The following is a 26,060-nucleotide window of genomic DNA, read 5'->3' as shown; positions in this document are numbered from 1 at the left end:
GTGGCGCCGCTGCTCGACGGGGAGTACGTCCTGCCGCTGCGCTGGACCGGCGACGCCGAGCTCGACGAGCTGACCGGCTACCTACGCCACCTGAGCGCCTGGATCCCCGTGACGGTCGTCGACGGCTCATCGGCCGAGCGGTTCGACGCCCACGCGCGGGCCTGGGGCGGCCTGGTCCGGCACATCCGCCCGCAGCCCTGGCCGGGCGCGAACGGCAAGGTCGCCGGCGTCGTCACCGGCGTCCGGGCGGCCCGCGCCGAGCGGGTGGTGATCGCCGACGACGACGTCCGTTACGACCGGCCCGCGCTGGAGCGGGTGCTGGACCTGCTCCGGACGGCGGACGTGGTCCGCCCGCAGAACGTGTTCCGTCCCGCGCCGTGGCACGCCCGCTGGGACACCGGCCGCACGCTGCTCAACCGTGCGTTCTCGGCCGACTATCCCGGCACCTTCGGCCTGCGACGGGCCACGTTCCTGGCGATGGGCGGCTACCGGGGCGACGTCCTCTTCGAGAACCTCGAGATGGTGCGCACCGTCCGCGCCCACGGCGGACGCGAGCACCGCGCCGACGACCTGTTCGTGGCGCGCCGCCCGCCCACGGCCGCGCACTTCTGGTCGCAGCGGCCGCGCCAGGCCTACGACGACCTGGCCCAGCCGTGGCGGCTGCTCGCCGCCCTGGCGGTCTGGCCGGTCGTCGCGGAGGGCCTGCTGCACCGCCGGGTCCGGCGTCTGGTCCTGCTGGCCGCCGGGATCGTGGCCGCCGGGGAGACCGGGCGCCGGCGGGCCGGCGGGCGCGCCGTCTTCCCGGCCACGGCGGCGCTCTGGTCGCCGGTCTGGGTCCTGGAGCGGGGCCTGTTCTCGTGGCTGGCCCTGTTCTCGCGGTTCGTCCGCGGCGGGGTCGCGTACGGCGACGTCCGGCTGCGCACGGCCGCCTCGTCGAGGTGGCGTCTCGGCCGGGAGGCGGCAGGGCGGCCTCCGCTGACCCCGATCGACGCCGGCGTCCCGTGGTGAGGACGTGAGGGGACGACTGCCGAACCGGGCCGCGCCCTTCCTCGTGCTCGCCAACGACGCGGAGCAGGCGCTGACCTTCGCCACGGCTGCAGCCGCCGCTTGGGCAGGGTGAACGACCGCTACGGCGTGTCGTGGCAGCTGAAAGTCGCCCAGGCCGATCAGCCCTCCGCCGTGCACCACCGCCGCCGTCGCGGGCACCCGGCACACCCTCGCCGGAAGGGGCCGCCGGCTCAGGCCAGCGGGTCGCCGTCCCCGTAGGGCCGCAGGCGCAGCTGCCGTGCGGCGTCCTGCGGCGTCAGCGACCGCAGGGTGTCGAGGTCGTCGGCGCCGGCACGCAGGAGCCGGCCCGACCACGGGTCCAGCTCCCCCGCGGCGATCGCGGTGATCAGCTCGACCACCCGCTCCGGCGGGGTCCAGTCCTCGAAGCCGCGCCACATCGGCATCGAGCGGGTCATCGGGCTGTCCACGACGCCGGGCGAGACGTCGAAGGCACGGACGTCGGAGCCCTCCAGCGCGCCGGCGAGGGCCTCCGTGAGGCGCATCAGCCCGGTCTTGGCGACCGAGTAGGCCGAGTACTCCGGGCGGGCGCGCACGCTCATCCCGCTCGCGATGTTGACGATCCGGCCGCGGTTGCGAAGGACCATCCACGGCACGACGGTGCGGCAGAGCAGGAACCCGCCGCGGACGTGGCTCGACACGACGTCCCACCACTGCTCGGGGTCGGCCTCCCAGAGCGGCTCCTCCGCGGCGTCGATGAGGCCGGCGTTGTTGACCAGCAGGTCGACCTGCCCCAGCTCCGCCACGACGCGCTCGACCGCCGCGGTGACGGCGGCCCGGTCGGTGACGTCGGCGCCCACGGCCAGCGTCCGGGCACCCGTCGCCTCCCCGACCTCGGACATGGCGGCGACCAGCCGGTGCTCGCTGCGGGCCATGCCGGCCACGGCCATGCCCCGCGCGGCCAGCCCCTCCACCAGGTGCCGACCGATGCCGGTGGAGGCGCCGGTGACGAGCGCGACCTGGCCGGAGAGCGTTCGTGTGGCCCCGTCCCGGGACGGCCCCCTCTCGGGTCCCGCCCCGAGCGTGCGAGGGGTGGGGAGGAGGGGGTCCTTCTCCGGAGGGCGGGGGGGACGGGGTCCTTTCTCAGGCACGCAGCTGGGCTCCGGTCCGCTCCGCCGCCTCGGCGACGGCGGCGTCGCGCAGCGCGGTGGCCTCCTCGCCGGTGAGCGTGCGGTCGGGCGCGCGCAGGGTGAGGGCGTAGGCCAGCGACCGGGATCCGGCCGGCACCGGCGGTCCGCTGTAGACGTCGAAGAGCCGCAGGGCCTCCAGCAGCTCCCCCGCCCCCTGGTGCAGCGCAGCGGCGACCTCCGCCGAGGGCACGTCGTCCCGGACCACGAGGGCCAGGTCGAGCAGGACCGGCGGGAAGCTGGAGACCGGCGGGCCGATCGGCACCGCCGCGGCCGGCAGGGCGTCGACGTCGAGCTCCATCACCGCGGTGCGCGCGGGGAGCTCCAGCGCGGCACACACCCGCGGGTGCAGCTCGCCGGCGTGGCCCACGACCGTGTCGCCGACCAGCAGCTCGGCGCACCGGCCCGGGTGCCACGGAGCCCGGTCCCCTGCCCGGACGGTGAGCTCGGCCCCGGACGCGGCGGCGACCAGTCGCGCGGCCTCCACCGCGTCGGCCCACACCGCGGGACGGCCGGGCCCCCACCAGCCGCGCGGCTCGCGGTTGCCGGCCAGCGCCACGGCGACGTGCCATGGCTGCTCCGGGACCGCGCGCAGGAGCGCAGCGATGGTCTCGTCGTCCGGACGCCGGTCGACGCCGGGCACGGGCGCGGCCGCCCGGTCGCCCCCCGGGAAGACCGCGCCGTGCTCGAAGAGCGCGACGTCGCGCTGCCCGCGGGAGAGGTTGCGGGCCAGGGTGGCGAGCAGGCCGGGCAGCAGTGTCGTCCGCAGGGCCGGCTCCTCCTCCGACAGCGGATTGCGCACCAGCACCACCTGGCGGCGCTCGTCGTCCTCGGGCAGCCCCAGCGCGTCGAGGACCGGCGTGCCGAGGAACGGGTAGGCCGGCGCCTCGACGTAGCCGGCCTCGGCGAGGGCGCGGCCGATGGCGCGGCGGCGCCGCTGGACCGCGGTCAGCCCGCGTCCCGGCGGCGCGGTCGGCAGCACGGACGGGACGTCGTCGTAGCCCGCCAGCCGCACGACCTCCTCGACCAGGTCGGCCGGATCGGTCAGATCGGGGCGCCAGGGCGGCGGGGTGACGGCCAGCGGGCTGCTGCTGGCGTCGACGACGCAGCCGACCGCCTCGAGCAGCTCCACCACCTGCGCTCCGGTGTAGGGCATCCCGGACACCTGCGCCGGTTTGGCGGCGTCCAGGGCGATCGACGGCCGGGGAGCGCGGGTGTCGACGTCCACGACTGCGCCCACCACGTGCGCGCCGCCGTACTCGGCGAGCAGCTCCGCGGCGCGGGCCAGCGAGACGACGGTCATCTCCGGGTCGACGCCCCGCTCGAACCGCCTGGCCGCCTCGCTGGGCAGCCGGTGGCGGCGGGCCGTGCGGGCGACGCCGGCCGGCTCCCAGTGCGCCGCCTCGAGCAGGACGGCGGTGGTGCCCTCACCGATCTCGGTGGAGGCCCCGCCCATGACGGCGGCCAGGCCGATGGGCCCGGTGTCGTCGGTGATCAGCAGGTCGTCGGTGGACAACGAGCGCACCGAGCCGTCGAGGGTGGTGAGCTTCTCGCCCTCGCGGGCCAGCCGCACGGTGATCGGACCCGTGACGGCGTCCCGGTCGAACGCGTGCATCGGCTGACCGAGTTCGAGCATCACGTAGTTGGTGACGTCGACGGCCAGGGAGATGCTGCGGACGCCGGCCTGCGCCAGCCGCCGGCGCATCCACCACGGGCTCGGCGCGGTCGGGTCCAGCCCCTCCATGGCCAGCATCGAGAACCGGTCGCAGCGGTCGGCGTCGGCCACGGTGACCTGCCATGCGGGCTCGCCCGCCCAGGCCGGGGGCGTCAGCGCACCCGGGTCGCGCCAGGGCGCGGCCAGGCCGGTGCCCATCTCGCGCGCGAGCCCCCGCATCGACAGGCAGTAGCCACGGTCGGGGGTGATCGCCAGCTCGATGACGACGTCCTCGAGGCCGACCACGGGGCCGGCGGGCGTGCCGGGCGGCGGCACGTCGTCGCCAGAGGAGCCGAGGACGAGGATCCCGGCGTGGTCGTCGCCGACGCCGAGCTCGCGGACCGAGCAGATCATGCCGTCGGAGACGCGGTCGTAGGTCGTGCGGGCGGCGATGGCGAAGCCGCCGGGGAGCACCGCTCCGGGCAGTGCCACGACCACCGCGTCGCCGACGGCGAAGTTGCTCGCCCCGCAGACGATGCCGCGCACGTCCCGCCCACCGCCCCGGGCAGCATCCGCCTCCCCCACGTCGACCTGGCAGTAGCGGATCGGCTTCTTGAAGCCGGTGAGCTCCTCGATCTCCAGCACCCGGCCGACGACGAGAGGCCCGGTCACCTGCTCCGGCCGGTGGATCTCCTCCACCTCGAGGCCGAGGCGCACGAACGCGGCGTCGAGGTCCTCGACCGACGTCCCGGCGGGGATGTCGACGTACTCGGCCAGCCAGCCGACAGGGACCCTCATTACTGCTCCACTCCGAACGCCTTGGTGAACCGGACGTCGCCCTCGACGATGTCGCGCATGTCGCCGACCCCGGAGCGGAACTGCAGGGCGCGCTCGATGCCGACCCCGAACGCGAACCCCGAGTACTGGTCCGGGTCGACGCCGCAGGCGATGAGCACCCGCGGGTTGACCATCCCGCAGCCGCCCCACTCCACCCAGCGCGGGCCGTCCCGGTGCTCCGGGAACCAGACGTCGAACTCGGCCGAGGGCTCGGTGAACGGGAAGTAGGACGGCCGCCAGCGGGTGATCGCCTCGGCGCCGAACAGCGCCCGGGCCAGGTGGTCGAGCGTGCCCCGCAGGTGCGCCATGGTGAGCCCCCGGTCCACGGCCAGGCCCTCCACCTGGTGGAAGACGGGGGTGTGCGTGGCGTCGAGCTCGTCGGTCCGGTAGACGCGGCCTGGCGCGACGACGTAGACCGGCGGAGTCCGGGCCAGCAGCGTGCGGGCCTGGACCGGGCTCGTGTGGGTCCGGAGCACGAGGCCGGAGTCCTCGGGTGCGACGAAGATCGTGTCCATCATCGTGCGGGCCGGGTGGTCAGGCCCCATGTTGAGGGCGTCGAAGTTCAGCCACTCGGCCTCCAGCTCCGGGCCGTCGGCGACCTCGTAGCCCATGCCGACGAAGATGTCGCTGATGCGCTCCATCAGCGTGGTGAGCGGGTGGCGGGCGCCCCGCGGGGTGCGGTCCCACGGCAGCGTGACGTCGACCCGCTCCTCCGCCAGCACGCGGGCGTCCCGCTCGGCCTCCAGCTCGGCCAGCCGGGCGGCGTAGGCGTCGGTGACCGCCTGGCGCGCGGCGTTGACCCGCTTCCCGGCGTCGCTGCGCGCGGCCGGCGGCAGCGCCCCCAGCTCGCGGCGGGCCAGCAGCACCGGCGCCCGGTCGCCGAGGTGGGCCGGCCGGACGGCGGCCAGCGCCTCCAGGTCACCGGCCTCGGCGAACGCCTTCTGCGCCGCGGCCACCGCGTCGTCGAGGGCCTCGGGCGAGAGCGCGGCGACCTGCTTGGGGTCGTAGGGATCGTTGGCGCCAGACACGGGACACCATTCTGCCCGCCGGGCCCGTCGGTCCGCGCCTGGGTTCCCGGCCCGTCGTCCTGCGGTCCGGCGAGGTCTGCTCACCCGCCCGCATCGGACCTGCTGCGGCGAGTGTGCGGCTCTCGCCTCGTCGGTGGCGGGTGCTAGAACGGGGGCCGGTGCGCGGCGGTGCGCACCGTGACATCGGGAGGTCGGGCGTGGCGGTCGTCCTGGCGCTGGCCTCGGCGGCCGTCTACGGGGCGGCCGACTTCCTGGGCGGCCTGGCCAGCCGGAGGACGTCGGTCTTCGGCGTGGTGGCGCTGTCGCAGCTCATCGGGCTCGTGGCACTGCTGGCCCTCCTGCCCTGGCTCGGTGGACCGGTGGGCGCCAACGACCTGGGTTGGGGCGCCGCGGCCGGGCTGGCGGGGGCCGCCGGGCTCCTCGTCTTCTTCCGTGCCCTCTCGCGCGGGGTCATGAGCGTGATCGCCCCGGTCACCGCGGTGACGGCGGCAGCGGTACCCGTGCTGGTCGGTCTGCTCGCCGGCGAGGAAATCGGGCCGTGGGCCGCTGCCGGCATCGCGCTGGCCCTGGCCGCCGTCGTCCTGGTGTCCGCAGAGGGCGGCCTCTCGGCGCTGCGCGCCGCCCGGCCCGCCAGCCTGGCGCCCGCGCTGGCGGCCGGCACCGCCTTCGGGTTCTTCTTCGTGCTCCTGGACCGGACGTCGGACGGCTCGGGCGTCACGCCGCTGGCGGCCGCCCGCCTCGCCTCGGTGGTGCTGGTGGTGGTCGTCGCGCTGGTCGGGCGGCGATCGCTGGGGGTCAGCCGGCCGGCGCTCGGCCTCGTGGCGGCCTCGGGGATCGGCGACATGTCGGCCAACGCCCTGTTCCTGCTCGCCACCCAGGCCGACGGGCAGCTGGCGATCACCGGCGTCCTCGCCTCGTTGTACCCCGTCAGCACCGTCGTGCTGGCGCAACTGCTGCTCCGCGAGCGTCTGGTCGGCGCCCAGCTGGCCGGGCTGGGCACCGCGGTGGCCGCCGTCGTCCTGATCACCCTGCCCGGCTGAGCCCTGCCGCCCGGCGCCGCATCCAGCCGCGGGCGATCGCCTCGCCGTCGGCGTCGAGCTGCTCCACCGGGAGAGGAGGCCGGCAACCCTCGTCGTCGTGCCCGGACAGCGGTCTCCTCGCGACGCGCGGGCGGTCAGCGGCGCGGAGGGAGCAGCTCGCCGAGCCCGCCGTGCGCCAGGGCCACCAGCTGCTCGACCAGCTCCGCGGCCGGCACGGTGCGGGACGTCGACCACCAGTGCGCGGCCAGCTGCACCATGCCGACCACCCCGTACGCCCACGTCCGAGCCGCTGCCGTCGGCTGCCCCGCGGCCTCGAGCCGCTCGGACATCAGGGCGGCCAGCGCCTCGGCGATCCGGTGCTCGGTCGCGGCCACGAGGTCCGCCCGACCCGACCGCCCGGAGTGGGCGTAGGCGAAGCGGTAGAGCTCGGGCTCGTCCTCGATGAGAGACACGAACGCGGCGATGACCGCACGCAGCCCGGCCCGGTCGTCGGCGTGCTCGGTCGCGATCTCGCCGAGCAGCCGCGGCAGCAGGACGCTCCCGGAGATGCGCTCGAGAACGGCGTCGACGAGCTCGTCCTTGTCGGAGAAGTAGCGGTAGATGACCGTCTTCGAGACGCCGGCGCTGCGGGCGACGTCGTCCACGGCGAAGTCGGGGCCCGTGCGACGCACGGCCTCGACGGCCGCGCCGACCAGGTCCTCCCGGCGGGCCCGGCGGTGCTCGGTCCACCGCGACCGCCGGCCGTCCTGCTGGGGCTCGTGCGACTCGCGCCGGGTGCGCGAGCGCGGCGGCGCGCCCGGGACACCCACCGCCGGTTGCATGTGTTTCACGGTAACGGCGACCTTCCCTGGCAGCCGCGCTCGACGTCCCGGGGGAGCTCGTCGATGACCGCCACCATCCCCTCCACAGTGCCCACCACGGCTACCGGTCAGTCCGGCCGCCGACCGGTCGATCGAGAGGAACTCTCCACCCGACTGCAGGGGTCAGCGGTCAAGAAGTCGTACGACCCGCTCGTCGACATCGACTGGGAGGCGCCGATCCCGGACAGCCTCTACGGACTGTCACCGAGGGGGTCCACGCTGTACAGGCGCCGCTGTGGAGCTCGTCGAGCGAGAAGCAGCGGATCACCGGGCTCGATCCCGGACGGCGAAGGCCGCGGCGCGGGTCGACGAGCACCACAGGGGTGGGCTGCCCGACGCCTCGGCCGGTGCGTGATCGCCGGTCCCATCCCGTGGACCCGGACCACGCCCTGCGGCACGAGGACGGGAACCACCGACGCCGGTCAACCCTGGGCGAGCTGGGTCGCGTAGAGGCAGATGGCGGCCGCGGCCGCGAGGTTGAGGCTCTCGGCCCGCCCCCGCATCGGGATCCGCACCCGTAGATCGGCGCGCGCGGCGAGCTCCGCGGGCACGCCCCGGGCCTCGTTGCCGAACAGCCACACCACCGGTCCGGCGAGCCGGCCGTCCGCCGCCACCTCGTCGAGTGCGGCCTCTCCCCCGCCGTCGGCGGCCAGCACGGTGACGCCCGCGTCCTGCAGGGAGGGCAGGAGCTGCTCCAGGGGCGCCCCGCGGACGACGTCGACGTGGAACAGGCTGCCGGCGCTGGCGCGCACCGCCTTGCCGCCGTACGGATCGGCCGACCCGGCACCGAACACCACGGCGCCGGCACCGCAGGCGTCCGCGGTCCGCAGCACGGTGCCGGCGTTGCCCGGATCGGCCAGCCCGGCCAGCGCCACGGCCAGCCGCGGCGGTCGGGCGGTCAGCGTCTCGCCGGCGACGTCCCGGAGCCCGCAGACGGCGATCAGGCCCTGCGGGGTCACCGTCTCCGACAGCCCGGCCGCCGCCTTCTCGGTGATCAGCCGCACCGGCACCGGCGTGGACGCCAGCAGCTCGCGGTGCGCGTCGGCGGCGGCCTCGGTGGCGAAGACCTCGCGAACGACCTCGGGCTCGGCGAGCGCCTCGACGACCGCCTGACGCCCCTCGGCGAGGAAGAGGCCGGCGGCGTCACGGCCCGCACGGCGGGTGAGCTTGCGCGCCGCCACGATGCGGGCGGACCGCTCGGTCAGCAGCTCCATGCCTCTTCTCCCGTGCGAGATCTGCACACCCGCGTCCGGACCGGACGTGCCCCCGGATCAGACGCCGCCCCGGAACAGACGCCGACGCCGCCGGCGCCGGCCCGCGAGGACCGGTCACCGACGGCGTCGGTGAGCCCTCCTGCAGAGCCCCCGGCCCCCTCCCGGGACCCCCCTGAGCTTGCGAAGGGTGGGGAGGAGGGGGCCTTCTACGAGTGGTGGGGGGCAGGAGGGTCCTTGCTCAGGCAGCGGCGTCGTCCGCCGGAGCGGCGGCGACCGCCGCCCGGGCGCTCTCCACCAGCGTGGCGAAGACGGCCGGCTCGTTCACGGCGAGCTCGGCCAGGACGCGACGGTCCAGCTCGATGCCGGCGAGCTTGAGGCCCTGCATGAACCGGTTGTAGGTCATGTCGTTGAGCCGCGCCGCGGCGTTGATCCGGGTGATCCACAGCTTGCGGAAGTCACCCTTGCGGACCTTCCGGTCGCGGTAGTTGTAGGTGGCCGAGTGGAGGATCTGCTCCTTGGCCTTGCGGTACAGCCGCGACCGCTGGCCGCGGTAACCGCTGGCGGCCTCGAGGATCGTACGGCGCTTCTTCTGGGCGTGGACCGCCCGCTTCACGCGTGCCACGTGAGAGCTCCTGTCTTCTCGTTACGGAGGGGCGGTCAGATACCGAGCAGCTTCTTCATGCTCTTCGTGTCGGCCTTCGACAGCACGCCGATGCCCTTGACCCGCCGCTTGCGCGACGAGGACTTGTGCTCGAACTTGTGCTGGTTGTTGGTGTGCTCACGCACCAACTTGCCACTGCCCGTGACACGGATCCGCTTCGCGGTGCCCTTGTGGGTCTTCTGCTTCGGCATGTCCCTCGTCCTGTCGTCTGGTGTCGGCGCCGTCGGCAGCACAAGGCTGCGGGACGGCGGCGACCGTCTCGGTGCTGCGGTCTTCGGCCTTCCTGCAGGGTTCCGCCGCGAGCTCGTGGCGGGGGCAGGAAGGTCCTTTCTCAGGCGCTGGGCGCCTGCTCCTCGGCCGCGGCTGCCTTGTCGGCCTTGGCCTGGCGGCGTCCGGCGTCGGTGGCCGCCTGGTTCCGGTGCGGAGCGATCACCATGACCATGTTGCGGCCGTCCTGCTTGGGGTTGGACTCGACGACGCCCAGCTCGCTGACGTCGGCGGCCAGCCGCTGCAGCAGCCGGTAGCCCATCTCCGGGCGGGACTGCTCCCGGCCACGGAACATGACGGTGATCTTGACCTTGTCGCCGCCCTTGAGGAAGCGCTCGACGTGGCCCTTCTTGGTCTCGTAGTCGTGCGGGTCGATCTTGAGGCGCAGCCGCATCTCCTTGATGACGGTGAGCGCCTGGTTCCGCCGGGCCTCGCGGGCCTTCTGGGCGGACTCGTACTTGAACTTCCCGTAGTCCATGAGCTTCGCGACCGGCGGCCGCGCCATGGGCGCGACCTCGACGAGGTCGAGCTCCGCGTCCTGCGCCAGGCGCAGGGCCTCGCCGATCGGCACGATGCCGACCTGCTCGCCCTCGGGTCCGACCAGGCGGACCTCGGGAACGCGGATACGGTCGTTGATACGGGGCTCGCTGATGGCCTCTCCTCTGCTGTCGCCTGTGAGGAGTCGCTGGCCCGTCCCGGTGCCGGAAGGACGAGAGCCCCGGAGCGTCAGCTCACGGGGCCCGTCTCACCGGTAACGCACGCCCGTGCGGGGGCGTGCGCGCCGCGAGAACCGACCGGTGGCCGGCTCTCGCGATCCGGGGACCTGGTCGCCTGGACGGCGTCAGGTGGGAGCGGGCTCCTCTTGGTTCAGCGGCCCGGGGTGGGGCCGCTGGATGGTTCGCGCGCCTCGATGTAGCGGGGGGAGGCGCACCTACTCTACAGCGCCGCGCGCCCGATGGTCATTCCGGTCGTCCCGGCCGCCCTGCAGCGGCGGGGGCAGGGGCCTCGCTCAGCTGTCGTACAGCAGCGGCGGCGGCACCGGGTCGTTCGCCCGCGCCGCCGCGCGCAGCGCGCGCAGACCCTCGACGGCCCGCACCGCGTGCTCCTTGTCCACGGCCTGCACCGCGAGCAGCGAGACCTCGTCACCGTTCTCCAGCAGCAGCGACGCCCACGCCGACTTCCGCTCGAAGCGCACGGCCCGCACCGCCTGCCAGGGCAGCTGGTGATGGACGACCAGGTTGCGGACGTGCACCCCCTCGGTGTCGGCATCCACCCGCGACCGGCCGAGGAAGACGATCCCGGCGGCGAGCAACAGGCCGAGGCCGACGATCGCCACCTGGTCGGAGGTGCGGTAGGTGACGACGGTGTTGGTCGTCTCCTTCAGGGAGATCGCGACGACCACCGCCACAACCACGACGACGACGCCGAGGGCGGCGCACAGCTGGCGCATCCGGCGGGGCACGGCCGTCAGCCGGTCGGGAGGAGTGCGGGTCACTCCGCCATGGTGGCAGCTGCCTGACCCGGTGTGACCGGCTGGCAGAGTGCGAGCCCGTGGAGATCACCGGCACCGCCCAGCACGAGGCCTGGCAGGCCCGCGCGCTGCCCCCGGTGGAGCAACTGCGCCCCGATCTGTGGGCCGTCCCCGTGCCCATCCCGCACAACCCCCTGCGGTACGTGACCGTCCACGTGTTCGCGCTGGACGGCGGAGGTCTCGGCCTGCTCGACGCCGGATGGGGCAGCGACGACAGCTGGGCCGCGCTCACCGGTGGCCTGGCCGCGATCGGCGCCGGCGTCCACGACGTCCGGGGGGTGCTGGTGACCCACCTGCACTTCGACCACCTGGGCCTCGCCGCCCGGCTGCGGGAGGCGACCGGCGCCTGGGTCGCCATGCACCCCGCCGACGCGTCGTCGGTCGGCCGGATCTCCGCCGCGGGCGCGGCTGCCTTCGTCGCGTCCGAGGTGGAGTTCCTCGTCGGTCTCGGCGCCGACCGCGAGGACGCGGTGTCCGACGTGGGTCCGCCCGACCGACTGGAGTCGTTCACGCGGATGGCCGTTGCCGACCGGCTCCTGGAGGACGGCGAGCAGGCCGACTTCCCGGGGTGGCGGATGCGCGCCGTCCACACGCCGGGGCACACACCGGGCCACCTGTGCTTCGCCGAGGAACGGACCCGCCTGTTCTTCTCGGGCGACCACGTGCTGCCCCGCATCAGCCCGAACGTCTCGACCACCTTCGCGGGATCAGCCGATCCGCTGGGCGACTACCTCGCCTCGCTGGCCGCCGTCCGCGAGCTGGATCCCGCCGAGGTGCTGCCGGCCCACGAATGGCGCTTCCGCGGCCTCGACTCCCGGGTCGACGCGCTCACCGCGCACCACGAGCTGCGGCTGACGGAGCTGCTCGCCGCCGTCCGGGCCGATCCGGGGTCGACGCCGTGGCAACTCGCGGCCCACCTCACCTGGTCGCGGCCGTGGGACGAGTACGAGCGGCGGATGCGCATCTTCGCGGTGACCGAGACCGACGCCCACCTCCGCGTGCTGGCCTCCCGCGGGCTGGTCGTCGGCAGCGGCGGCCCGGTGCCGACGTGGACCCTCGCCGTCCGCTGAGGGCGCTCGCCGTCGCGGAGCTGGCCGCGCGGGTCGAGGCGGCCCCGGCGCGGCTGGGCGGCGTCCGCCTCGTCTGCCTCGACGGCCCGGCCGGCTCGGGCAAGACCACGGTCGCCGGCCGGCTGGCGACCGCGCTCGGCGGGGCCGCCGCCCTGGTCCACCTGGAGGACCTCTACGCGGGCTGGACGATCACCGGGGCCGTGGCCCGGCTGGAAGCCGGCGTGCTGCGGCCGCTGGCCGAGGGCCGCCAGGGCGCGTTCCACCGGTACGACTGGGCGGCGGAGCGGTTCGCGCGCGAGGCGACGACCGTGCCGGTCCGCCCGGTCCTGGTCGTCGAGGGGTGCGGCAGCAGCCCCCGCTGCCTCGACCGGTGGACGGCGCTGCGCATCTGGGTCGAGGCCCCGGCGGAGCTGCGGGTGGCGCGCGGGCTGGCCCGCGACGGGGCGGACCTGGCGCCGCAGTGGCGCCGCTGGCAGGTCACCGAGGCCACCGAGTTCACCCGGGAGGGCACCCGCGCCCGCGCCGATGTGCGGGTCGACGGCACAGCCGCGGCCGACGACCGAGGATTCCTGCTGCTGCCCTGAGCCGGGCGTGCGACGCGTCTCATCCCCGGGACACACGCCCGGAACACGGACGCCGCACCATGGAGCCGTGACCGAGACCGTTCCGGACGCCGAGCTCCTGCCGCTGGCCGGCTACACGGTGGCGGTCACCGCCGCCCGCCGCAAGGAGGAGCTGGGCGCGCTGCTCGACCGGCGGGGAGCCCGGGTCGTCCACGCACCGGCCATCCGGATCGTGCCGCTGGCCGACGACGCCGAGCTCGTGGCGGCCACCCGTGAGGTCCTGGCCCGGCCGGTCGACCTCGTCGTCGCCACCACCGGCGTCGGCTTCCGCGGCTGGCTCGAGGCCGCCGAGGCGTGGGACCTGCCGCTGGTCGAGCACCTCCGGCCCGCCCGCGTGCTCGCCCGCGGCCCCAAGGCCCGCGGCGCCATCCGCGGCGCGGGCCTGGTCGACGCGTGGTCCCCGGAGTCGGAGTCCTCCGCGGAGGTGCTCTCCCACCTGATGTCCGGTGCGGAGGGGCCGCTGGAGGGACGGCGGATCGCCGTCCAGCTGCACGGCGACCCACTGCCCGACCTCGTCGCGGGGCTGCGGGCGTCCGGTGCCGAGGTCGTGACCGTGCCGGTCTACCGCTGGGTGCTGCCCGAGGACGTCGCCCCGGTGCGCCGGCTGGTGGGCACGATCGTCGCGGGTGGGGTCGACGCGGTGACGTTCACCAGCGCTCCCGCCGCGGCCAGCCTGCTCACCGTGGCCGAGGAGCTGGGCCGGCGCGCCGACGTCGTGCGCGCGCTGAACGACCGGGTCCTCGCCGTCGCCGTCGGTCCGGTCACCGCCGGCCCGCTGGACGCGGCGGGCATCCCGTCCTTCCAGCCCGAGCGGGCCCGCCTCGGCGCGCTCGCCCGCGAGGTCGTCGCCCGGCTCCCCGAGCGCGACCCGGTCCTGCGGCTGGGGCCGCACACGCTGCAGGTCCGCGGGTACGCCGCGGTGCTGGACGGACGGCTCGTGGAGCTCGCCCCCGGGCCCATGGCGGTGCTGCGGGAGCTCGCCCGCCGACCGGGGCACGTGGTGCCGCGGGCCGAGCTGATCGCGTCGCTGCCCGGCGGCGGGGACGGGCACGCGGTGGAGATGGCCGTCACCCGGCTGCGTGCCGCGCTCGGCGCCCCCGTCGTCGAGACGGTGGTCAAGCGCGGTTACCGCCTCAAGGTCTGAGCCCGCGGGAGCGGCCCCGGCCGGGGCGCCGCCCCGGGCGTGCGAGCGGTGGGGAGGAGGTCTCCCCTATCGGCGCAGGTCCAGCCGCATGAGGATTCGCGGGAAGCCGTTGATGACCGAGTCCGTGTCGGCCACCTTGACGAACCCGGCACGCTCGAAGAGCCGCTTCGTGCCGACGTAGGCCATGGTGAGGTCCACCTTCCTGCCGTCGTTGTCGACCGGGTAGGCCTCGATCGCGGGCGCCCCGTGGGCGCGGGCGAACTCCACGGCGCCGTCGACGAGGTGGTGGGCGATCCCCCTCCCCCGATGGCCGGGCCGCACCCGGACGCACCACAGCGCCCACACGTCGAGGTCGTCGAGGTGGGGGATCTTCCGGTTCGTCGCGAAGGCCGTGTCGGCGCGCGGGTGGACCGCCGCCCAGCCCACCACCTCGTCATCGTCGTAGGCGAGCACCCCCGGCGGCGGATCCTGCCGCACGAGCTCCCTCACCCGTTCCCCCCGCTCGGGACCGCGCAGGGACAGGTTCTCCTTCGACGGGATCCGGTAGCTCAGGCACCAGCACGCGTTGGCGTCCGGGCGCTTGGGGCCGACCATCGTCGCCACGTCGTCGAAGTCGGTCGCCGGACGTACCTCGATCGCCATGCCGGCATCGTGGCACCACCCACCGACACTCCCCGCCCGTTCAGACCGCGCCGAGGGACGGCCGCGGGCGGAGGTAGACGACCCAGGTGACGGCGACGCAGACGACGTAGAAGGCGATGAACGCCAGGTAGGCGGAGTCCCCGGTGCCGGTGCTCATGAACGACTGCCGGAACGCCAGGTTCACCAGGACGCCGCCGAAGGCGCCGATCGCCCCGGCGATCCCGATCAGCGCGCCCGACATGCGCAGCGCCCGCCGGGCCGCGGCGTCGGCGTCACCTCCCTCGGCGACCTGCTGCAGCGCCTGCGCGCGGAAGATCGCCGGGATCATCTTGTAGGTCGAGCCGTTGCCGATCCCGCTGAGCACGAACAACGCGACGAAGCCGACGACGAACAGGGGCAGCGACTCCAGCCGGCTCGCCGTCCACACCACGCCGCCCCCCACCGCCATCGCGACGAAGTTCCAGCAGGTGATCCGCGCTCCTCCGAACCGGTCGGCCAGCGTGCCGCCGACGGGCCGGACGAGCGAGCCCAGCAGCGGACCCAGCCAGGTGAGCGAGGCGGCGGCCAGCGGCGTCGCGAAGGACCCGCTGAACTGGTTCTGCAGCACCTGGCCGAAGGCGAACCCGAAGCCGATGAACGAGCCGAAGGTGCCGATGTAGAGGAACGACATGATCCAGGTGTGCGGGTCACGGGTGGCCTCGCGCATGGCGCGGGGCTGGTTGCGGGCGGTGGTCAGGTTGTCCATGAGCAGCGCCGCACCGACGGCGGCGACGACGACCAGCGGGACGTAGACCAGCAGGATCACCCGCGGGTGCTCCGCGCCGACCGTGGCCAGGACCAGCAGCCCGACCAGCTGGACGACGGGGACGCCGAGGTTCCCCCCGCCGGCGTTGAGGCCGAGCGCCCAGCCCTTGAGCCGGTCGGGGTAGAAGGCGTTGATGTTGGCCATCGAGCTGGCGAAGTTGCCGCCACCGACGCCGGCCAGGCAGGAGACGACCAGCAAGGTCGTGAACGACACCCCGGGTTCGAGGACGGCCGCGGTGGCGAGGGTGGGGATCAGCAGCAGTGCCGCGCTGACGATGGTCCAGTTGCGGCCACCGAACCGCGCGACGGCGAAGGTGTAGGGCAGCCGGACCAGCGCCCCCAACGCCGTCGGCAGCGTCGTCAGCAGGAACTTGCCGGCCGGGTCGATGCCGTAGACCGCCTCGGGCAGGAAGAGCACGAGCACCGACCACAGGCTCCAGATCGAGAAGCCGATGTGCTCGGAGAAGATCGAGAAGAAGAGGTTGCGACGGGCGATCCTCCTGCCCGTCGTCCGCCAGAACCGGGGGTCCTCGGGGCGCCAGTCGTCGATCCATCCGCCTGCACGGCTCGCGGGCGGCGCGACGACCGTGCGGGACGGGGCGCTCGGGCTGGCGGGGCGGGTGGGGGCGGCCATGCGAGGACGGTCGCAGCGCGGGGTTTCCCCGGCGTCGCCCCGGCACTGAACCCGTGTTCCGTTTCCCTCACGGCGGCTGCCCCCCAGTGGTGAGGCCGCGGTGCCCGGCGTGCAGGTGTGGGCCCGGCCGGACGAAGATCACCGGGTGACCGCATCCGAGCAGACGTCGACCGGCCGCGACCTGATCGAGGCCGGCGGCCCCGTGGCCGGCTCGATGTGCCGGGCGGCCGCGACCGTGGTCTTCGAGCCGGCGGCGGCCATGGTGCAGGTCAGCGACCGGTTCGCCGCGAGCCTCCGGACCGTGGCCGACGAGGCCGCCGCGGTGCCGGTGCCCCGCGAGCGGGTGCGGGCGGGCGCCGCCCTGGCCTTCGCCGTGGAGTACGCAGCGACCCTGCACCGGAACGGCCGTCCCGCCCGCTCCGACGGCTGGTTCGGCCCGCGGCCGGGCGGCCGCCCCGCCGCCGACGAGCTGGCCGAGGCAGTGGTCGCGGCCGCACGGCGCTCGACCGAGGAGCGCCGGGTCCGGCACCTGGGCTACCTGCTCGCGGAGGCGACCGTCTCCACCGACGTCGACCTCGAGCTCGCCGTCCGGGCACTGGGGCTGGCGGAGTCGCTCAGCTGGCGGCAGCTGGCGCTGCTGGCCGGCGTCGGCCGTCGCGACCGGATCCCGCTGCCCATGGCACCGCTGGAGTCCGAGCCGCGCGCGTGGTCGGCATGGGGCGCCCGCGAGGACGTCGCCGATCTCCAGCGCGCCGGCCTGCTGGACCCGCCGCCGGTGCCGGCGCGCCCCGGCGCGACCCTTCCCCGGCTGCGCGCCGCTGACCTGCGGCTCACCCGGCGCGGCGTGCTGGTGCACCGGCTGCTCGTGCTGGACCTGCTGCACGAAGACGCCGTCACCGCGACGCTGGCCGGCCTGGATCTGCCCCGCAGCTGACTTTTCCGGGCCCGATTGTTACCGAATCGAGGCCGGAACGTGTCATCCTTGCCACCTTGCCGCGGCGTCCAACAGGCGGGGCCGCGAAGGGAGCATGCGCATGCACGGGAACCACCTGCCGACGCCGGACGCCGCGTCGATCGTCGCCAGCCGCCAGCTGGCCGAGGAGGCACGCCGGCGCCGGCTGCTGCCGGAGCTGCGCCGACGGCGCCGTCCCCTGGTGGTTCCTCCCCTGCCGACGCAACGGCCCCCGCAGGATCCCGGTCACTCGACCTCCTGACTCCCGGCGTCGGAGGTCCGGTCGCCCGTGGGTCCGCGGCGCCGTCCGGAGCGTGTCACCGGCATGGACGAGGAGCCGGCCACATCCTGGATCGCCCTGGGCGGGTGCGTGGTCGCGGCCGCGCTCGCGTTCGTGGCGTGCTCGGCGGGCGGGAGCACCGTGTGCCCGGCGATCGGCTGGTCCAACGCCCTCGTCGTCGAGCTCGCCGACGACTGGTCCCGGCTCGAGGGCGGGTCCTTGCGCATCGAGTGCTCGTCCCGGTGCGGATATCTCATCCACGAGGACGGGCCGTCGACGGACGAGGACGCGCTGACCGTGCCTCTGGGCAGAGGCCGCGAGGTGTTCCAGCTGGACATGACAGCGCCGGACGCCGTCGTCGTCACGGTGCTCGCCGCGGACGGAACGGAGCTGGCCGAGGTCGACGCCGATCTGGACTGGCACCGCGTGGGAGGCAGCGAGGACTGCGGCGGTCCGCACGAGGCGACCGTCGTCGTCCCCGCCGCCTGACCCAGCTTCCGGTACGGAAAGCCGGCGTGCCTCGCGCAGCTCTCGGTAGCGAAAGCTGCTCTCAGGCCTGGACGAGGATGTCGCCGCCCACTTCGCGCACGGGGAAGACCCGGATGGGGGCGGCGCCGCCGGTCGACGAGCCGTCGGACCACCGGTAGGCGTAGAGGTGCAGCGGGCAGATCAGCACGTTCGGGTCGGTCTGCCCGTCGGCCAGCGGCCCACCGGCGTGCGGGCAGGCCGCCTGCGTCGCGTGCAGCGACCCGTCGCGCAGCCGGAAGACCGCGACCTGGGTGCGGCCGGCGACGAACGCCCGCCCCTCCCCCGGCGGGATCTCCTCCACGCGGCCCACGCGGTGCTCGGTCGTCGTCCCGAGGTCGGTCAGGCTCATCGGACGGGCACCTTCGGCAGGTCGATCAGCGGCAGGGACGGGCGGAACTGGCCTGGCGTCGCCGGCTGCCTGCCGTCCTGGCCCCAGGGGTCCACGTAGGCGTCGATGGAGCGCTGTAGACGCGAGTCGAGATCGGCGACGATGCCCTCGCTGTCCTCGAGCAGCACCTGCTGGATCCTCTCCAGCCCGATCCGCGGCACGAAGTCGTAGGTGCGCTCCAGCCAGTTCGCGTTCTCGCGGTAGTACTGCATGAACCGGCCGGCCAGCGTGATCACGGCCTCGGGCGAGTCGACGGTGGCCAGCAGGTCGCCCTTGCGGACGCTGGCCCCGGCGGCGCCGCCGACGTAGACCTCCCACCTGCCGTTGCCGACGGCCACGACGCCGACGTCCTTCACGTAGGCCTCGGCGCAGTTGCGCGGGCAGCCCACGACGGCGAGCTTCATCTTCGCCGGGCTCTCGATGCCCTGGAACCGCGTCTCGAGGTCGATGCCGAGCTGGGTGGAGTCGCCGAGCCCGAACCGGCAGAAGTCGCTGCCGACACAGGTCTTCACGGTGCGGAAGCTCTTGCCGTAGGCGTGCCCCGACGGCATGCCGAGGTCGGCCCACATCGCCGGCAGGTCCTCCTTGCGGACGCCGAGCAGGTCGATCCGCTGGCCGCCGGTCACCTTGACCATCGGGACCTCGTACTTCTCCGCGACGTCGGCGATCCGGCGCAGCTGGGCCGGGGTGGTGACGCCGCCCTTCATCTGCGGGACGACGGAGAAGGTGCCGTCGCGCTGGATGTTGCCGTGGACGCGGTCGTTGACGAACTCGGCGTCCTTCTCGGGCAGGTGGTCCTGGCCCCAGATCATCTTGAGGAGCGAGGTCAGGCCCATCTTCGACCTCGCGTCCTCCTGCCCGCCAGGGGCGAGCTCCGCGAAGACGGCCGACACGCTGCGCAGGTCGTGCTCGCGGATGGCTCTGATGAGCTCGGGCTTGGGCATCGGGACACCCGGCACGTAGTACGACGCGGCCGGGTCCTCGGCGAGGTCGCCGTCGGCGGCCCACTCGACGATCTGCCTGACCAGCGACTTGCAGGAGCCACACCCCTTGCCGGCGCGGGTGCGGTCCATGACCTCTCCGACGCTGCTGCAGCCGCCGGCGACCGCGCCGCAGAGGTCGCCCTTCGAGACCCCGTTGCAGTTGCAGACCTGCGAGTCGGCGGGCATGTCGGCGACGCCCACCTCCGCCGCGCCGTCCGACAGGTCGACCAGCAGCCGGATGCGCTCCTCGGGCAGCGGCGAGCCGTGGTCGAAGGCCTGGGTCAGGAAGGCGACCTTGCGGGTGTCACCGAGGAGGGTGGCGCCGACGAGCTCGTCGTCGCGGATGACCACCGAGAGGTGCACCCCGCGCCTGGGCTCGGAGATGACGAGGAACTCGTCGTCGTCGCGCTCGGGGCCGTTGATCCCCATGACGGCGACGTCCACGCCGGCGACCTTCAGCTTGGTCGCCGTCCGGCTGCCGTGGTACCCGGCGTCCGGGTCGGTGCCGGTCAGGACGTCGGCCAGCACCTTCGCGTGCTCCCACGCCGGGGCGACCAGGCCGTACACCTCGCCACGGTGCTGGGCGCACTCGCCGATGGCGTAGACGTCGGGGTCGTCGGTGCGCAGCTGGTCGTCGACGACGATGCCCCGCTCCACCTCGAGCCCCGAGCGGACGGCGATGTCGCTGTTGGGCCGCACGCCGGCGGCTATGACGAGCAGGTCGGCGTCGACCCGCCGTCCGTCGGCCAGGCCGACGCCCTCGACGTGCCCGTCGCCGAACACCTCGGTGGCGAAGACGTCGAGGTGGACGGCGATGCCCAGCGACTCGACGCTCCGCTTGAGGATTGCCCCGGCCTCGGCGTCGAGCTGCATGTTCATCAGGTGGGGCATGGCGTGGACCAGCTCGACGTGCAGCCCGTGGCCCTGCAGCGCGCGGGCCGCCTCCAGCCCGAGCAGCCCGCCGCCCATGACGACGGCGCGCGTGCAGCGGCCGACGGCGTCGAGCATCGCCCGCGTCTCGTCGATCGTGCGGAAGCCGTGGACGCCCGGGAGCAGGCCACCGTCGTCGGTGCGCACGCCCTTCATGGGCGGGATGAACGAGTAGCTGCCGGTGGCGAGGACGAGGTGGTCGTACGGGACGGCGGTGCCGTCGGCGGCGTGGACGACCTTGGCCGCGGTGTCGATCCGCTCGGCCCGGACACCGGCGAGCAGGGTCACGCCGTTGTCGGCGTACCAGTCGTGGCTGTTGAGGACGATGTCGTCCTCGTCCTCCTCGCCGGCGAGGACCGGCGACAGCATGATCCGGTTGTAGTTGCCGTGCGGCTCGTCACCGAGGACGGTGATGCGGAACTGGTCGCCCCCGCCGCGTTCGAGCACCTCCTCGACGAAGCGGGCACCGGCCATGCCGTTGCCGACCACGACCAGGCGGCCGCGAGCGTCCAGGTCGTCGTCCAGGTGCAGGGCGGTCAGGCCTTCGGGGCGGCCACCCAGGATCGCGGTCATCAGACCTCCACCAGCCCCAGGTCGACGACGAGCTCGCCCGTGACGCCCTCCGGCGCCGCCGCGTGCAGCTCGACCACGGTGCCGCCGGGCAGGTCCTCGACCACCCGCAGCGGAACGTGGTTGTCGCTCCTCGCCCCGATGGGGAACCAGCGCATCGGCTCGCCGTCGCGGAGCAGCAGCACGTAGACCAGCTCGCCGGTGGAGTTGCCCCCGCGGAAGTACAGCGCCTGGGCCGACCGCCCGTGCGGGACCGTGTAACGCAGCGCGGCGTCGATCGGGCCGGGCTTGGCCAGGCCCTCACCGGCGATCGGGAAGACGCCTTGCAGGAAGCGTGGGGTGCTCTTCACGCGGGTGCTCCTCTTCCGGGTGGGGGTGCGGGGTTCGGGGGCGGTCGGCTGCTCGTGCGGCCTCGGTCGGGGCTGGCTGGCGGCGGACGGCGGCGGGATCAGTTCCGTCGGACCCTCGACGCGGGCGACGGCGACCGCGCAGACCTTGAAGGCGGGCATCCGGCTGGTGGGGTCCAGCGCGGCGTCGGTGAGGGCGTTGGCGCTCGAGCCGCCGCCCCAGTGGAAGGGCGCGAAGACCACGTCGGGCCGGACGGTGTCGGTGACCAGCGCGTGGAAGCGGGCGCGGCCCCGGCGGGTGGTCAGCTCCACGACGTCGTCGGGGCCGATCCCCAGCCGCCGGGCCAGGTCGGGGTGCAGCTCCGCGCGGGGTGTGGGAGCGACCATCTGCAGGCTGCGGGCGCGCCGGGTCTGCGTGCCCGACTGGTACTGGGCAAGCACCCGGCCGGTGGTCAGGACATAGGGGAAGTCGGCGTCGGGGCGCTCGGAGGCGTCGACGTGCTCGACCCGCAGGAACCGCGCCCGGCCGTCGGGGGTGGCGAAGCGCTCGGTGAACAGCCGCGGCGTGCCGGGGTGCTCGTCGGTGGGGCAGGGCCAGAAGACGCCCTGCTCGTCGTCGATGCGGCGGTAGCTGATGCCCGAGTAGTCGGCGGGGCCGCCGGCGCTCGCCCGGCGGAGCTCCTGGAAGACGGTCTCCGGATCGCCGATGAAGTGCCGCCCGGCGCCCAGCCGCTCGGCCAGCGTGGCCAGGAGCTGCAGGTCGTCGGGGACGCCGGCGGGCGGGTCGAGCGCCTTCCGCCGCCGGACGACGCGCCCCTCGACGTTGGTCATGGTGCCGTCCTCCTCCGCCCACATGGCGCTGGGCAGGACGACGTCGGCGAGCTCGGCGGTCTCAGAGAGGAAGAAGTCGCTGACGGCGAGGAAGTCCAGGTCGCCGAGGCGGCTGATGACCCGCCGGGCGTCGGGCGCGCTGACCGCCACGTTGGACGCGAGGACCAGCAGGGTGCGCACTCCCCCGTCGGTGCCGAGGGCGTCGAGCAGCTCGAACGCCGAGCGGCCGGGCACGGGCAGGTCGTCGGGGTCGACGCCCCAGACGGCGGCGACGTGCGCCCGGGCGGCCGGGTCGCTCAGCGACCGGTAGCCCGGGAGCTGGTCGGCCTTCTGCCCGTGCTCGCGGCCGCCCTGCCCGTTGCCCTGCCCCGTGACGGTGCCCCATCCGCTGCCCGGGCGGCCGGGCAGGCCGAGGGCGAGCGCGAGGTTGATCCAGGCCTGGGCGGTGTCGGTGCCGCTGCGGTGCTGCTCGGCGCCGCGGGCGGTCAGGACGATGGCCCGCTCCGCCCGGGCCAGAGCGAGGACGGTGCGCCGCTGGCCGGCGACGGGCACGCCGGTGATCCGCTCGACGCGGTCGGGCCAGTAGGCGGCAACGCCCGCCTTGACCTCCTCGAACCCGGTGGTGCGGGCGGCCACGTACTCCTCGTCGACCAGTCCTTCGGCGATCGCGATGTGCAGCAGCCCGTTGGCCAGGGCCAGGTCGGTGCCGGGCAGCGGCTGCAGGTGCAGCTCGGCGTTCCTCGCGGTGTTGGTGCGGCGAGGGTCGACGACGAAATGCTTCGCCCCCCGCGCGCGGCCCACGTCGAAGTACTGCATCGCCGGCGGCATCGTGTCGGCCGGATTGCTGCCCACCAGGACGACGACGTCGGCGTCGGCGATGTCGGACAGCGGGAACGGCATCCCCCGGTCCAGCCCGAAGGCCCGGTTGGCGGCGCCCGCCGCCGAGGACATGCAGAAACGCCCGTTGTAGTCGATGGCGCTGGTACGCAGGGCCACCCGGGCGAACTTGCCGAACTGGTAGGCCTGCTCGTTGGTCAGCGACCCGCCGCCGAAGCACCCGACGGCGTCGCGCCCGTACCGGGCCTGGGTGCGCTCGATCGCCGCCACCAGCCGGCCCAGCGCGTCGTCCCACGTGGCCTCGACCAGGGGGCTGGTGCGGTCGCCCGGCGTGCTGCGGACCAGGGGGCGGAGCAGCCGCTCGGGGTGGTCGAGCAGCTCGGTGGACGACCAGCCCTTCGAGCACAGCCCGCCCCTGTTGGTCGGGAAGTCGGCGGGCACGAGGGTGGCCGGACGATCGCCGGCGGTCACGTCCATGCCGCACTGCAGGGAGCAGTACGGGCAGTGGGTCAGCGTCGTCCGGGTCGAGCCGGCACCCCGGCCCGGCGACTGCGGGGCGGCGGCTGCGGGCATGCACCGAGGGTCTGCGGCCGGCATTTCCCATCGTGGGCACCGGCGTCAACGCTGGGTTCCGAGGAACTCACACCGGCCCGACCGCTCCTGTGCGCCGGGCGCGGCGCACGATGACCCCACAGACGCCGGCGGCGCGAGGGAGCGGGGCATGAGCAGGCCGGACCAGGGCGCCGATCCCGACAGTCCCGAGGGGCGCGGCGGGGCCGCGAGCGTGCTCCCCGCGGCGCCGGCCGGAGGCGGGCGCGGCTCGCTCGACCGGCGGCGGGTGCTCGGCGCCGCGGTGGAGTTCATCGACCACGAGGGCCTGCACGCCCTGACGATGCGGCGGCTCGGCGCCTACCTCGGCGTCGAGGCCATGGCCCTGTACCGCTACGTGCCCAGCAGGGAGAACCTCCTGGACGGCGTCGTCGAGGCCGTCGTCGACGAGCTGTACGGCGACCCCGACGTCCACCTCGCCGCCTCCCACGGATGGCAGGACTACCTGCAGCGCCTGGCGCACGGGGTGCGCCGGATCGCGCTGGCCCATCCCGAGGTGTTCCCGCTGGTGGCGACCCGCCCGCCGGCCGCCCCCTGGGTGCGGCCGCCGCTGCGCAGCCTCCGATGGGTGGAGTCCTTCCTGGACGCACTGCTCGACAGCGGGTTCACCGAGGCCTCGGCGGTAGCGGCCTACCGGGCGTACTCGAGCTTCCTGCTCGGTCATCTGCTCCTGGAGGTGTCCCAGAAGGGCGTGCGGATCAGCCCGGAGGACCAGGCCGACGGCGTGCCGCAGGCCGTGGCCACCACCGACCTCGGCGAGTACCCGACCGTCGTCCGGCTGGAGCCGCTGCTCTCCCTCGACGAGTCCGCCGCGGAGTTCGAGGAGGCGCTGGAGAACCTGCTGGAGCGCCTGGAGGTGGTGCGCCGCGAGGGCCGGACGCCGCGCAGGGGCGACTCCCGCAGCTGATCGGCGGACACGCCGATCGGTTGTTTACAACGTAAATCGCGGGGCATCGCCTGGAACGGCCGTCCGCCGTGGAGCACTGCCCCCGGCGAGGCACCGCTATCCCCAGCCCTGACCCCCGCGAGGAGCGCGCGCATGATCACCGCACAGCAACTGACCGCCGTCATCGGCAGCACGGCCGTCGGCCCGGACGGCAAGCTCGGCACCGTCGGCGAGGTCTACCTCGACGACGAGACAGGCCGCCCCGAGTGGGCCACCGTGCGCACCGGCCTGTTCGGCACGAAGGAGGCCTTCGTCCCGTTGGCGCAGGCCGATCTGACCGGCGACGACCTCCGCGTCCCGTACGACAAGGAGACGGTCAAGAACGCGCCGCACATCGGCACCGACGGTCACCTCTCCCCCGCCGAGGAGTCCGAGCTCTACCGCTACTACGGACTCGAGGCCGACACCAGCGCCCCCGTGGCGGACACCACGACCGCTGACACCACGACCGCTGACACCACGACCGCTGACACCGTCGGGCACGGCACCGTGGGCCGCGACACCTCGGGTCCGACGACCGACGACGCGATGACCCGCTCCGAGGAGCACCTGCGGGTCGGCACCCAGCGCGTGGAGACCGGCCGGGCGCGGCTGCGCAAGTACGTCGTCACCGAGAACGTCACCCGGACGGTGCCGGTGGCGCACGAGGAGATCCGCGTCGAGCGCGAGCCGATCACCGACGCCAACGTGGGCAACGCCCTCGACGGCCCGGCGATCTCCGAGGAGGAGCACGAGGTCGTCCTGCACGCGGAGCGGCCGGTGGTCGCGAAGGAGACGGTGCCGGTCGAGCGGGTACGCCTGGACACCGAGACGGTCACCGAGCAGCAGACGGTCACCGAAGGCGTCCGCAAGGAGCAGATCGAGCTCGACGCCGACGCCGGAGTGCGTCGCTCGTGACCTTCTCCGGCGCGGCCGGGACCAGCTCCCGGCCGCGCCGGCGACCCGCCCGCCCGTCCGGCGACCCGCCGGCCTCCTCCCCCTGGAGCGCCCCATGTCCACGTCAGAGCCCACCAGCGGCCGCCACGGCATCCCCGCCGAGGGCGCCCACCCGACCAAGGGGGCAGCCCGCGACGCCGTCGACGCCCAGCGCTCCCGCTACGGCGGCATCAAGTGGGGTGCCGCCTTCTTCGGCTGGCTGTCGGCCAACGGCCTCGCCGTCCTGCTGGTCGCCCTGCTGAGCGCGGCCGGCGTCGCCGTCGGGCTCACCCAGGGCGTCCCGTCCGCCGACGAGGCGGCGCAGGAGGCCGACACGATCGGCGTCGTCGGCGGCGTCGTCCTGCTGGTGGTGCTCTTCCTCGCCTATCTGGCCGGGGGGTACGTCGCCGGCCGGATGGCCAGGTTCGACGGCGCCCGCCAGGGCGTCGCCGTCTGGGTCATCGGTCTGATCGTCGTGCTCGCACTGGCCGGCGCCGGCCTGGTGTTCGGGGCGCAGTACAACGTGCTGCAGCAGCTGAATCTGCCCCGCATCCCGATCGACGAGGGCACCGCCACGACCGGCGGCATCATCGCCCTGGTCGCGGTGCTCCTGGTGACGCTGCTCGGAGCCGTGCTGGGCGGCAAGCTCGGCGACCGGTACCACCGCAAGGTGGACCGCGCGGGCTTCTAGAAGGACCCCCGCAAGGACCCCGTCCTTGCCCACCGCTCGCCGGCTCGCGGCG

General features: G+C 74.5%; 26 protein-coding genes. 12 read left to right on the top strand and 14 right to left on the bottom strand.

The features are described 5' to 3' along the window. Complete coding sequence (locus tag ACFSHS_RS12930) at nucleotides 1–1,008, top strand: glycosyltransferase family 2 protein (RefSeq protein ID WP_376876431.1); 1,008 nt, start codon at nucleotides 1–3, stop codon at nucleotides 1,006–1,008. A gap of 230 nt (nucleotides 1,009–1,238) precedes the next feature. On the opposite strand, the gene ACFSHS_RS12925 is transcribed toward ACFSHS_RS12930, so the two are convergent. From ACFSHS_RS12925 to ACFSHS_RS12915, 3 genes are read right to left on the bottom strand one after another with little or no spacing between them, the layout of a single operon-like run. Next, nucleotides 1,239–2,156: an SDR family NAD(P)-dependent oxidoreductase gene (locus ACFSHS_RS12925; protein ID WP_376876428.1), complete on the bottom strand. Its 918-nt coding sequence runs from the start codon at nucleotides 2,154–2,156 to the stop codon at nucleotides 1,239–1,241. After that, a complete protein-coding gene (gene pheT, locus ACFSHS_RS12920) occupies nucleotides 2,149–4,644 on the bottom strand; it encodes a phenylalanine--tRNA ligase subunit beta (protein WP_376876425.1) in 2,496 nt (831 codons plus the stop codon). Before pheT ends, ACFSHS_RS12925 begins: the two co-directional genes overlap by 8 nt. Further along, nucleotides 4,644–5,711 carry a phenylalanine--tRNA ligase subunit alpha gene (locus tag ACFSHS_RS12915; protein WP_376876422.1) on the bottom strand — a complete coding sequence of 356 codons (1,068 nt, stop codon included), beginning with the start codon at nucleotides 5,709–5,711 and terminating at the stop codon, nucleotides 4,644–4,646. The genes pheT and ACFSHS_RS12915 overlap by 1 nt, the downstream gene beginning before the upstream one ends. 197 nt (nucleotides 5,712–5,908) lie before the next feature. Between ACFSHS_RS12915 and ACFSHS_RS12910 the strand changes: the two genes are divergently transcribed. After that, nucleotides 5,909–6,751: an EamA family transporter gene (locus ACFSHS_RS12910; RefSeq protein WP_376876419.1), complete on the top strand. Its 843-nt coding sequence runs from the start codon at nucleotides 5,909–5,911 to the stop codon at nucleotides 6,749–6,751. A gap of 134 nt (nucleotides 6,752–6,885) precedes the next feature. Here the strand turns inward: ACFSHS_RS12910 and ACFSHS_RS12905 are convergent, their stop codons facing one another. After that, the gene (locus ACFSHS_RS12905; protein WP_376876416.1) at nucleotides 6,886–7,572 is read right to left on the bottom strand and encodes a TetR/AcrR family transcriptional regulator; all 687 of its coding nucleotides are present in this window, start codon (nucleotides 7,570–7,572) and stop codon (nucleotides 6,886–6,888) included. 63 nt (nucleotides 7,573–7,635) lie between these two features. Here ACFSHS_RS12905 and ACFSHS_RS12900 point away from each other — a divergent pair, with 63 nt between their 5' ends. Continuing rightward, nucleotides 7,636–8,061, top strand: a complete 426-nt coding sequence (locus tag ACFSHS_RS12900; RefSeq protein WP_376876413.1) for a diiron oxygenase — start codon at nucleotides 7,636–7,638, stop codon at nucleotides 8,059–8,061. Here ACFSHS_RS12900 and ACFSHS_RS12895 read toward each other — a convergent pair. From ACFSHS_RS12895 to ACFSHS_RS12875, 5 genes are all read right to left on the bottom strand, one after another. Continuing rightward, nucleotides 8,034–8,825 carry a TrmH family RNA methyltransferase gene (locus tag ACFSHS_RS12895; protein ID WP_376876410.1) on the bottom strand — a complete coding sequence of 264 codons (792 nt, stop codon included), beginning with the start codon at nucleotides 8,823–8,825 and terminating at the stop codon, nucleotides 8,034–8,036. The genes ACFSHS_RS12900 and ACFSHS_RS12895 overlap by 28 nt on opposite strands. A 238-nt stretch (nucleotides 8,826–9,063) precedes the next feature. Further along, nucleotides 9,064–9,447, bottom strand: a complete 384-nt coding sequence (gene rplT, locus ACFSHS_RS12890) for a 50S ribosomal protein L20 (protein WP_376876406.1) — start codon at nucleotides 9,445–9,447, stop codon at nucleotides 9,064–9,066. A 35-nt stretch (nucleotides 9,448–9,482) separates the two neighbouring features. Next, a complete protein-coding gene (rpmI, locus tag ACFSHS_RS12885; RefSeq protein ID WP_376876403.1) occupies nucleotides 9,483–9,677 on the bottom strand; it encodes a 50S ribosomal protein L35 in 195 nt (64 codons plus the stop codon). 140 nt (nucleotides 9,678–9,817) lie between these two features. Then, nucleotides 9,818–10,390, bottom strand: a complete 573-nt coding sequence (gene infC, locus ACFSHS_RS12880) for a translation initiation factor IF-3 (protein WP_376876473.1) — start codon at nucleotides 10,388–10,390, stop codon at nucleotides 9,818–9,820. A gap of 372 nt (nucleotides 10,391–10,762) precedes the next feature. Beyond that, nucleotides 10,763–11,248: a PH domain-containing protein gene (locus ACFSHS_RS12875; RefSeq protein ID WP_376876400.1), complete on the bottom strand. Its 486-nt coding sequence runs from the start codon at nucleotides 11,246–11,248 to the stop codon at nucleotides 10,763–10,765. Between the two features lie 56 nt (nucleotides 11,249–11,304). On the opposite strand from ACFSHS_RS12875, the gene ACFSHS_RS12870 reads away from it, so the two are divergent. From ACFSHS_RS12870 to ACFSHS_RS12860, 3 genes are all read left to right on the top strand, one after another. Further along, a complete protein-coding gene (locus tag ACFSHS_RS12870; protein WP_376876397.1) occupies nucleotides 11,305–12,354 on the top strand; it encodes an MBL fold metallo-hydrolase in 1,050 nt (349 codons plus the stop codon). Beyond that, entirely contained in the window at nucleotides 12,333–12,938 is a 606-nt protein-coding gene (locus ACFSHS_RS12865; protein ID WP_376876394.1) for a uridine kinase family protein, read from the top strand. Before ACFSHS_RS12870 ends, ACFSHS_RS12865 begins: the two co-directional genes overlap by 22 nt. A 67-nt stretch (nucleotides 12,939–13,005) precedes the next feature. Beyond that, a complete protein-coding gene (locus tag ACFSHS_RS12860) occupies nucleotides 13,006–14,121 on the top strand; it encodes a uroporphyrinogen-III synthase (RefSeq protein ID WP_376876391.1) in 1,116 nt (371 codons plus the stop codon). A gap of 66 nt (nucleotides 14,122–14,187) precedes the next feature. On the opposite strand, the gene ACFSHS_RS12855 is transcribed toward ACFSHS_RS12860, so the two are convergent. Both ACFSHS_RS12855 and ACFSHS_RS12850 read right to left on the bottom strand, forming a co-directional pair. Then, on the bottom strand, nucleotides 14,188–14,763 hold the full coding sequence (locus tag ACFSHS_RS12855; protein ID WP_376876388.1) for a GNAT family N-acetyltransferase: 576 nt from the start codon (nucleotides 14,761–14,763) through the stop codon (nucleotides 14,188–14,190). 40 nt (nucleotides 14,764–14,803) lie between these two features. Further along, on the bottom strand, nucleotides 14,804–16,201 hold the full coding sequence (locus ACFSHS_RS12850) for an MFS transporter (RefSeq protein WP_376876385.1): 1,398 nt from the start codon (nucleotides 16,199–16,201) through the stop codon (nucleotides 14,804–14,806). 145 nt (nucleotides 16,202–16,346) lie between these two features. Here ACFSHS_RS12850 and ACFSHS_RS12845 point away from each other — a divergent pair, with 145 nt between their 5' ends. The 3 genes from ACFSHS_RS12845 (at nucleotide 16,347) to ACFSHS_RS12835 (ending at nucleotide 17,922) form a co-directional block, all read left to right on the top strand. Then, on the top strand, nucleotides 16,347–17,135 hold the full coding sequence (locus ACFSHS_RS12845) for a hypothetical protein (protein ID WP_376876382.1): 789 nt from the start codon (nucleotides 16,347–16,349) through the stop codon (nucleotides 17,133–17,135). A gap of 100 nt (nucleotides 17,136–17,235) precedes the next feature. Beyond that, a complete protein-coding gene (locus ACFSHS_RS12840; protein WP_376876379.1) occupies nucleotides 17,236–17,415 on the top strand; it encodes a hypothetical protein in 180 nt (59 codons plus the stop codon). Nucleotides 17,416–17,478: 63 nt separating this feature from the next. Beyond that, entirely contained in the window at nucleotides 17,479–17,922 is a 444-nt protein-coding gene (locus ACFSHS_RS12835) for a hypothetical protein (RefSeq protein WP_376876376.1), read from the top strand. A gap of 61 nt (nucleotides 17,923–17,983) precedes the next feature. Here the strand turns inward: ACFSHS_RS12835 and ACFSHS_RS12830 are convergent, their stop codons facing one another. The 3 genes from ACFSHS_RS12830 to ACFSHS_RS12820 are packed head-to-tail and all read right to left on the bottom strand — an operon-like array spanning nucleotide 17,984 to nucleotide 23,420. Then, entirely contained in the window at nucleotides 17,984–18,310 is a 327-nt protein-coding gene (locus ACFSHS_RS12830) for a Rieske (2Fe-2S) protein (RefSeq protein WP_376876373.1), read from the bottom strand. Continuing rightward, nucleotides 18,307–20,835, bottom strand: a complete 2,529-nt coding sequence (gene nirB, locus ACFSHS_RS12825) for a nitrite reductase large subunit NirB (RefSeq protein WP_376876370.1) — start codon at nucleotides 20,833–20,835, stop codon at nucleotides 18,307–18,309. The genes ACFSHS_RS12830 and nirB overlap by 4 nt, the downstream gene beginning before the upstream one ends. Next, a complete protein-coding gene (locus tag ACFSHS_RS12820) occupies nucleotides 20,835–23,420 on the bottom strand; it encodes a molybdopterin oxidoreductase family protein (RefSeq protein ID WP_376876367.1) in 2,586 nt (861 codons plus the stop codon). Before ACFSHS_RS12820 ends, nirB begins: the two co-directional genes overlap by 1 nt. A 148-nt stretch (nucleotides 23,421–23,568) precedes the next feature. On the opposite strand from ACFSHS_RS12820, the gene ACFSHS_RS12815 reads away from it, so the two are divergent. From ACFSHS_RS12815 to ACFSHS_RS12805, 3 genes are all read left to right on the top strand, one after another. Next, nucleotides 23,569–24,363 carry a TetR/AcrR family transcriptional regulator C-terminal domain-containing protein gene (locus tag ACFSHS_RS12815; RefSeq protein WP_376876364.1) on the top strand — a complete coding sequence of 265 codons (795 nt, stop codon included), beginning with the start codon at nucleotides 23,569–23,571 and terminating at the stop codon, nucleotides 24,361–24,363. Between the two features lie 132 nt (nucleotides 24,364–24,495). After that, nucleotides 24,496–25,299: a DUF2382 domain-containing protein gene (locus ACFSHS_RS12810; RefSeq protein WP_376876361.1), complete on the top strand. Its 804-nt coding sequence runs from the start codon at nucleotides 24,496–24,498 to the stop codon at nucleotides 25,297–25,299. A gap of 94 nt (nucleotides 25,300–25,393) precedes the next feature. Continuing rightward, entirely contained in the window at nucleotides 25,394–26,008 is a 615-nt protein-coding gene (locus ACFSHS_RS12805; protein WP_376876358.1) for a hypothetical protein, read from the top strand. The last annotated feature ends 52 nt before the right edge of the window (nucleotides 26,009–26,060 follow it).

Source organism: Blastococcus deserti (assembly GCF_042682525.1).
GTDB lineage: Bacteria > Actinomycetota > Actinomycetes > Mycobacteriales > Geodermatophilaceae > Blastococcus_B > Blastococcus_B deserti.
The sequence above is the reverse complement of the archived record's forward strand: the minus strand, read 5'-3'. Positions and strand labels throughout refer to the sequence as shown.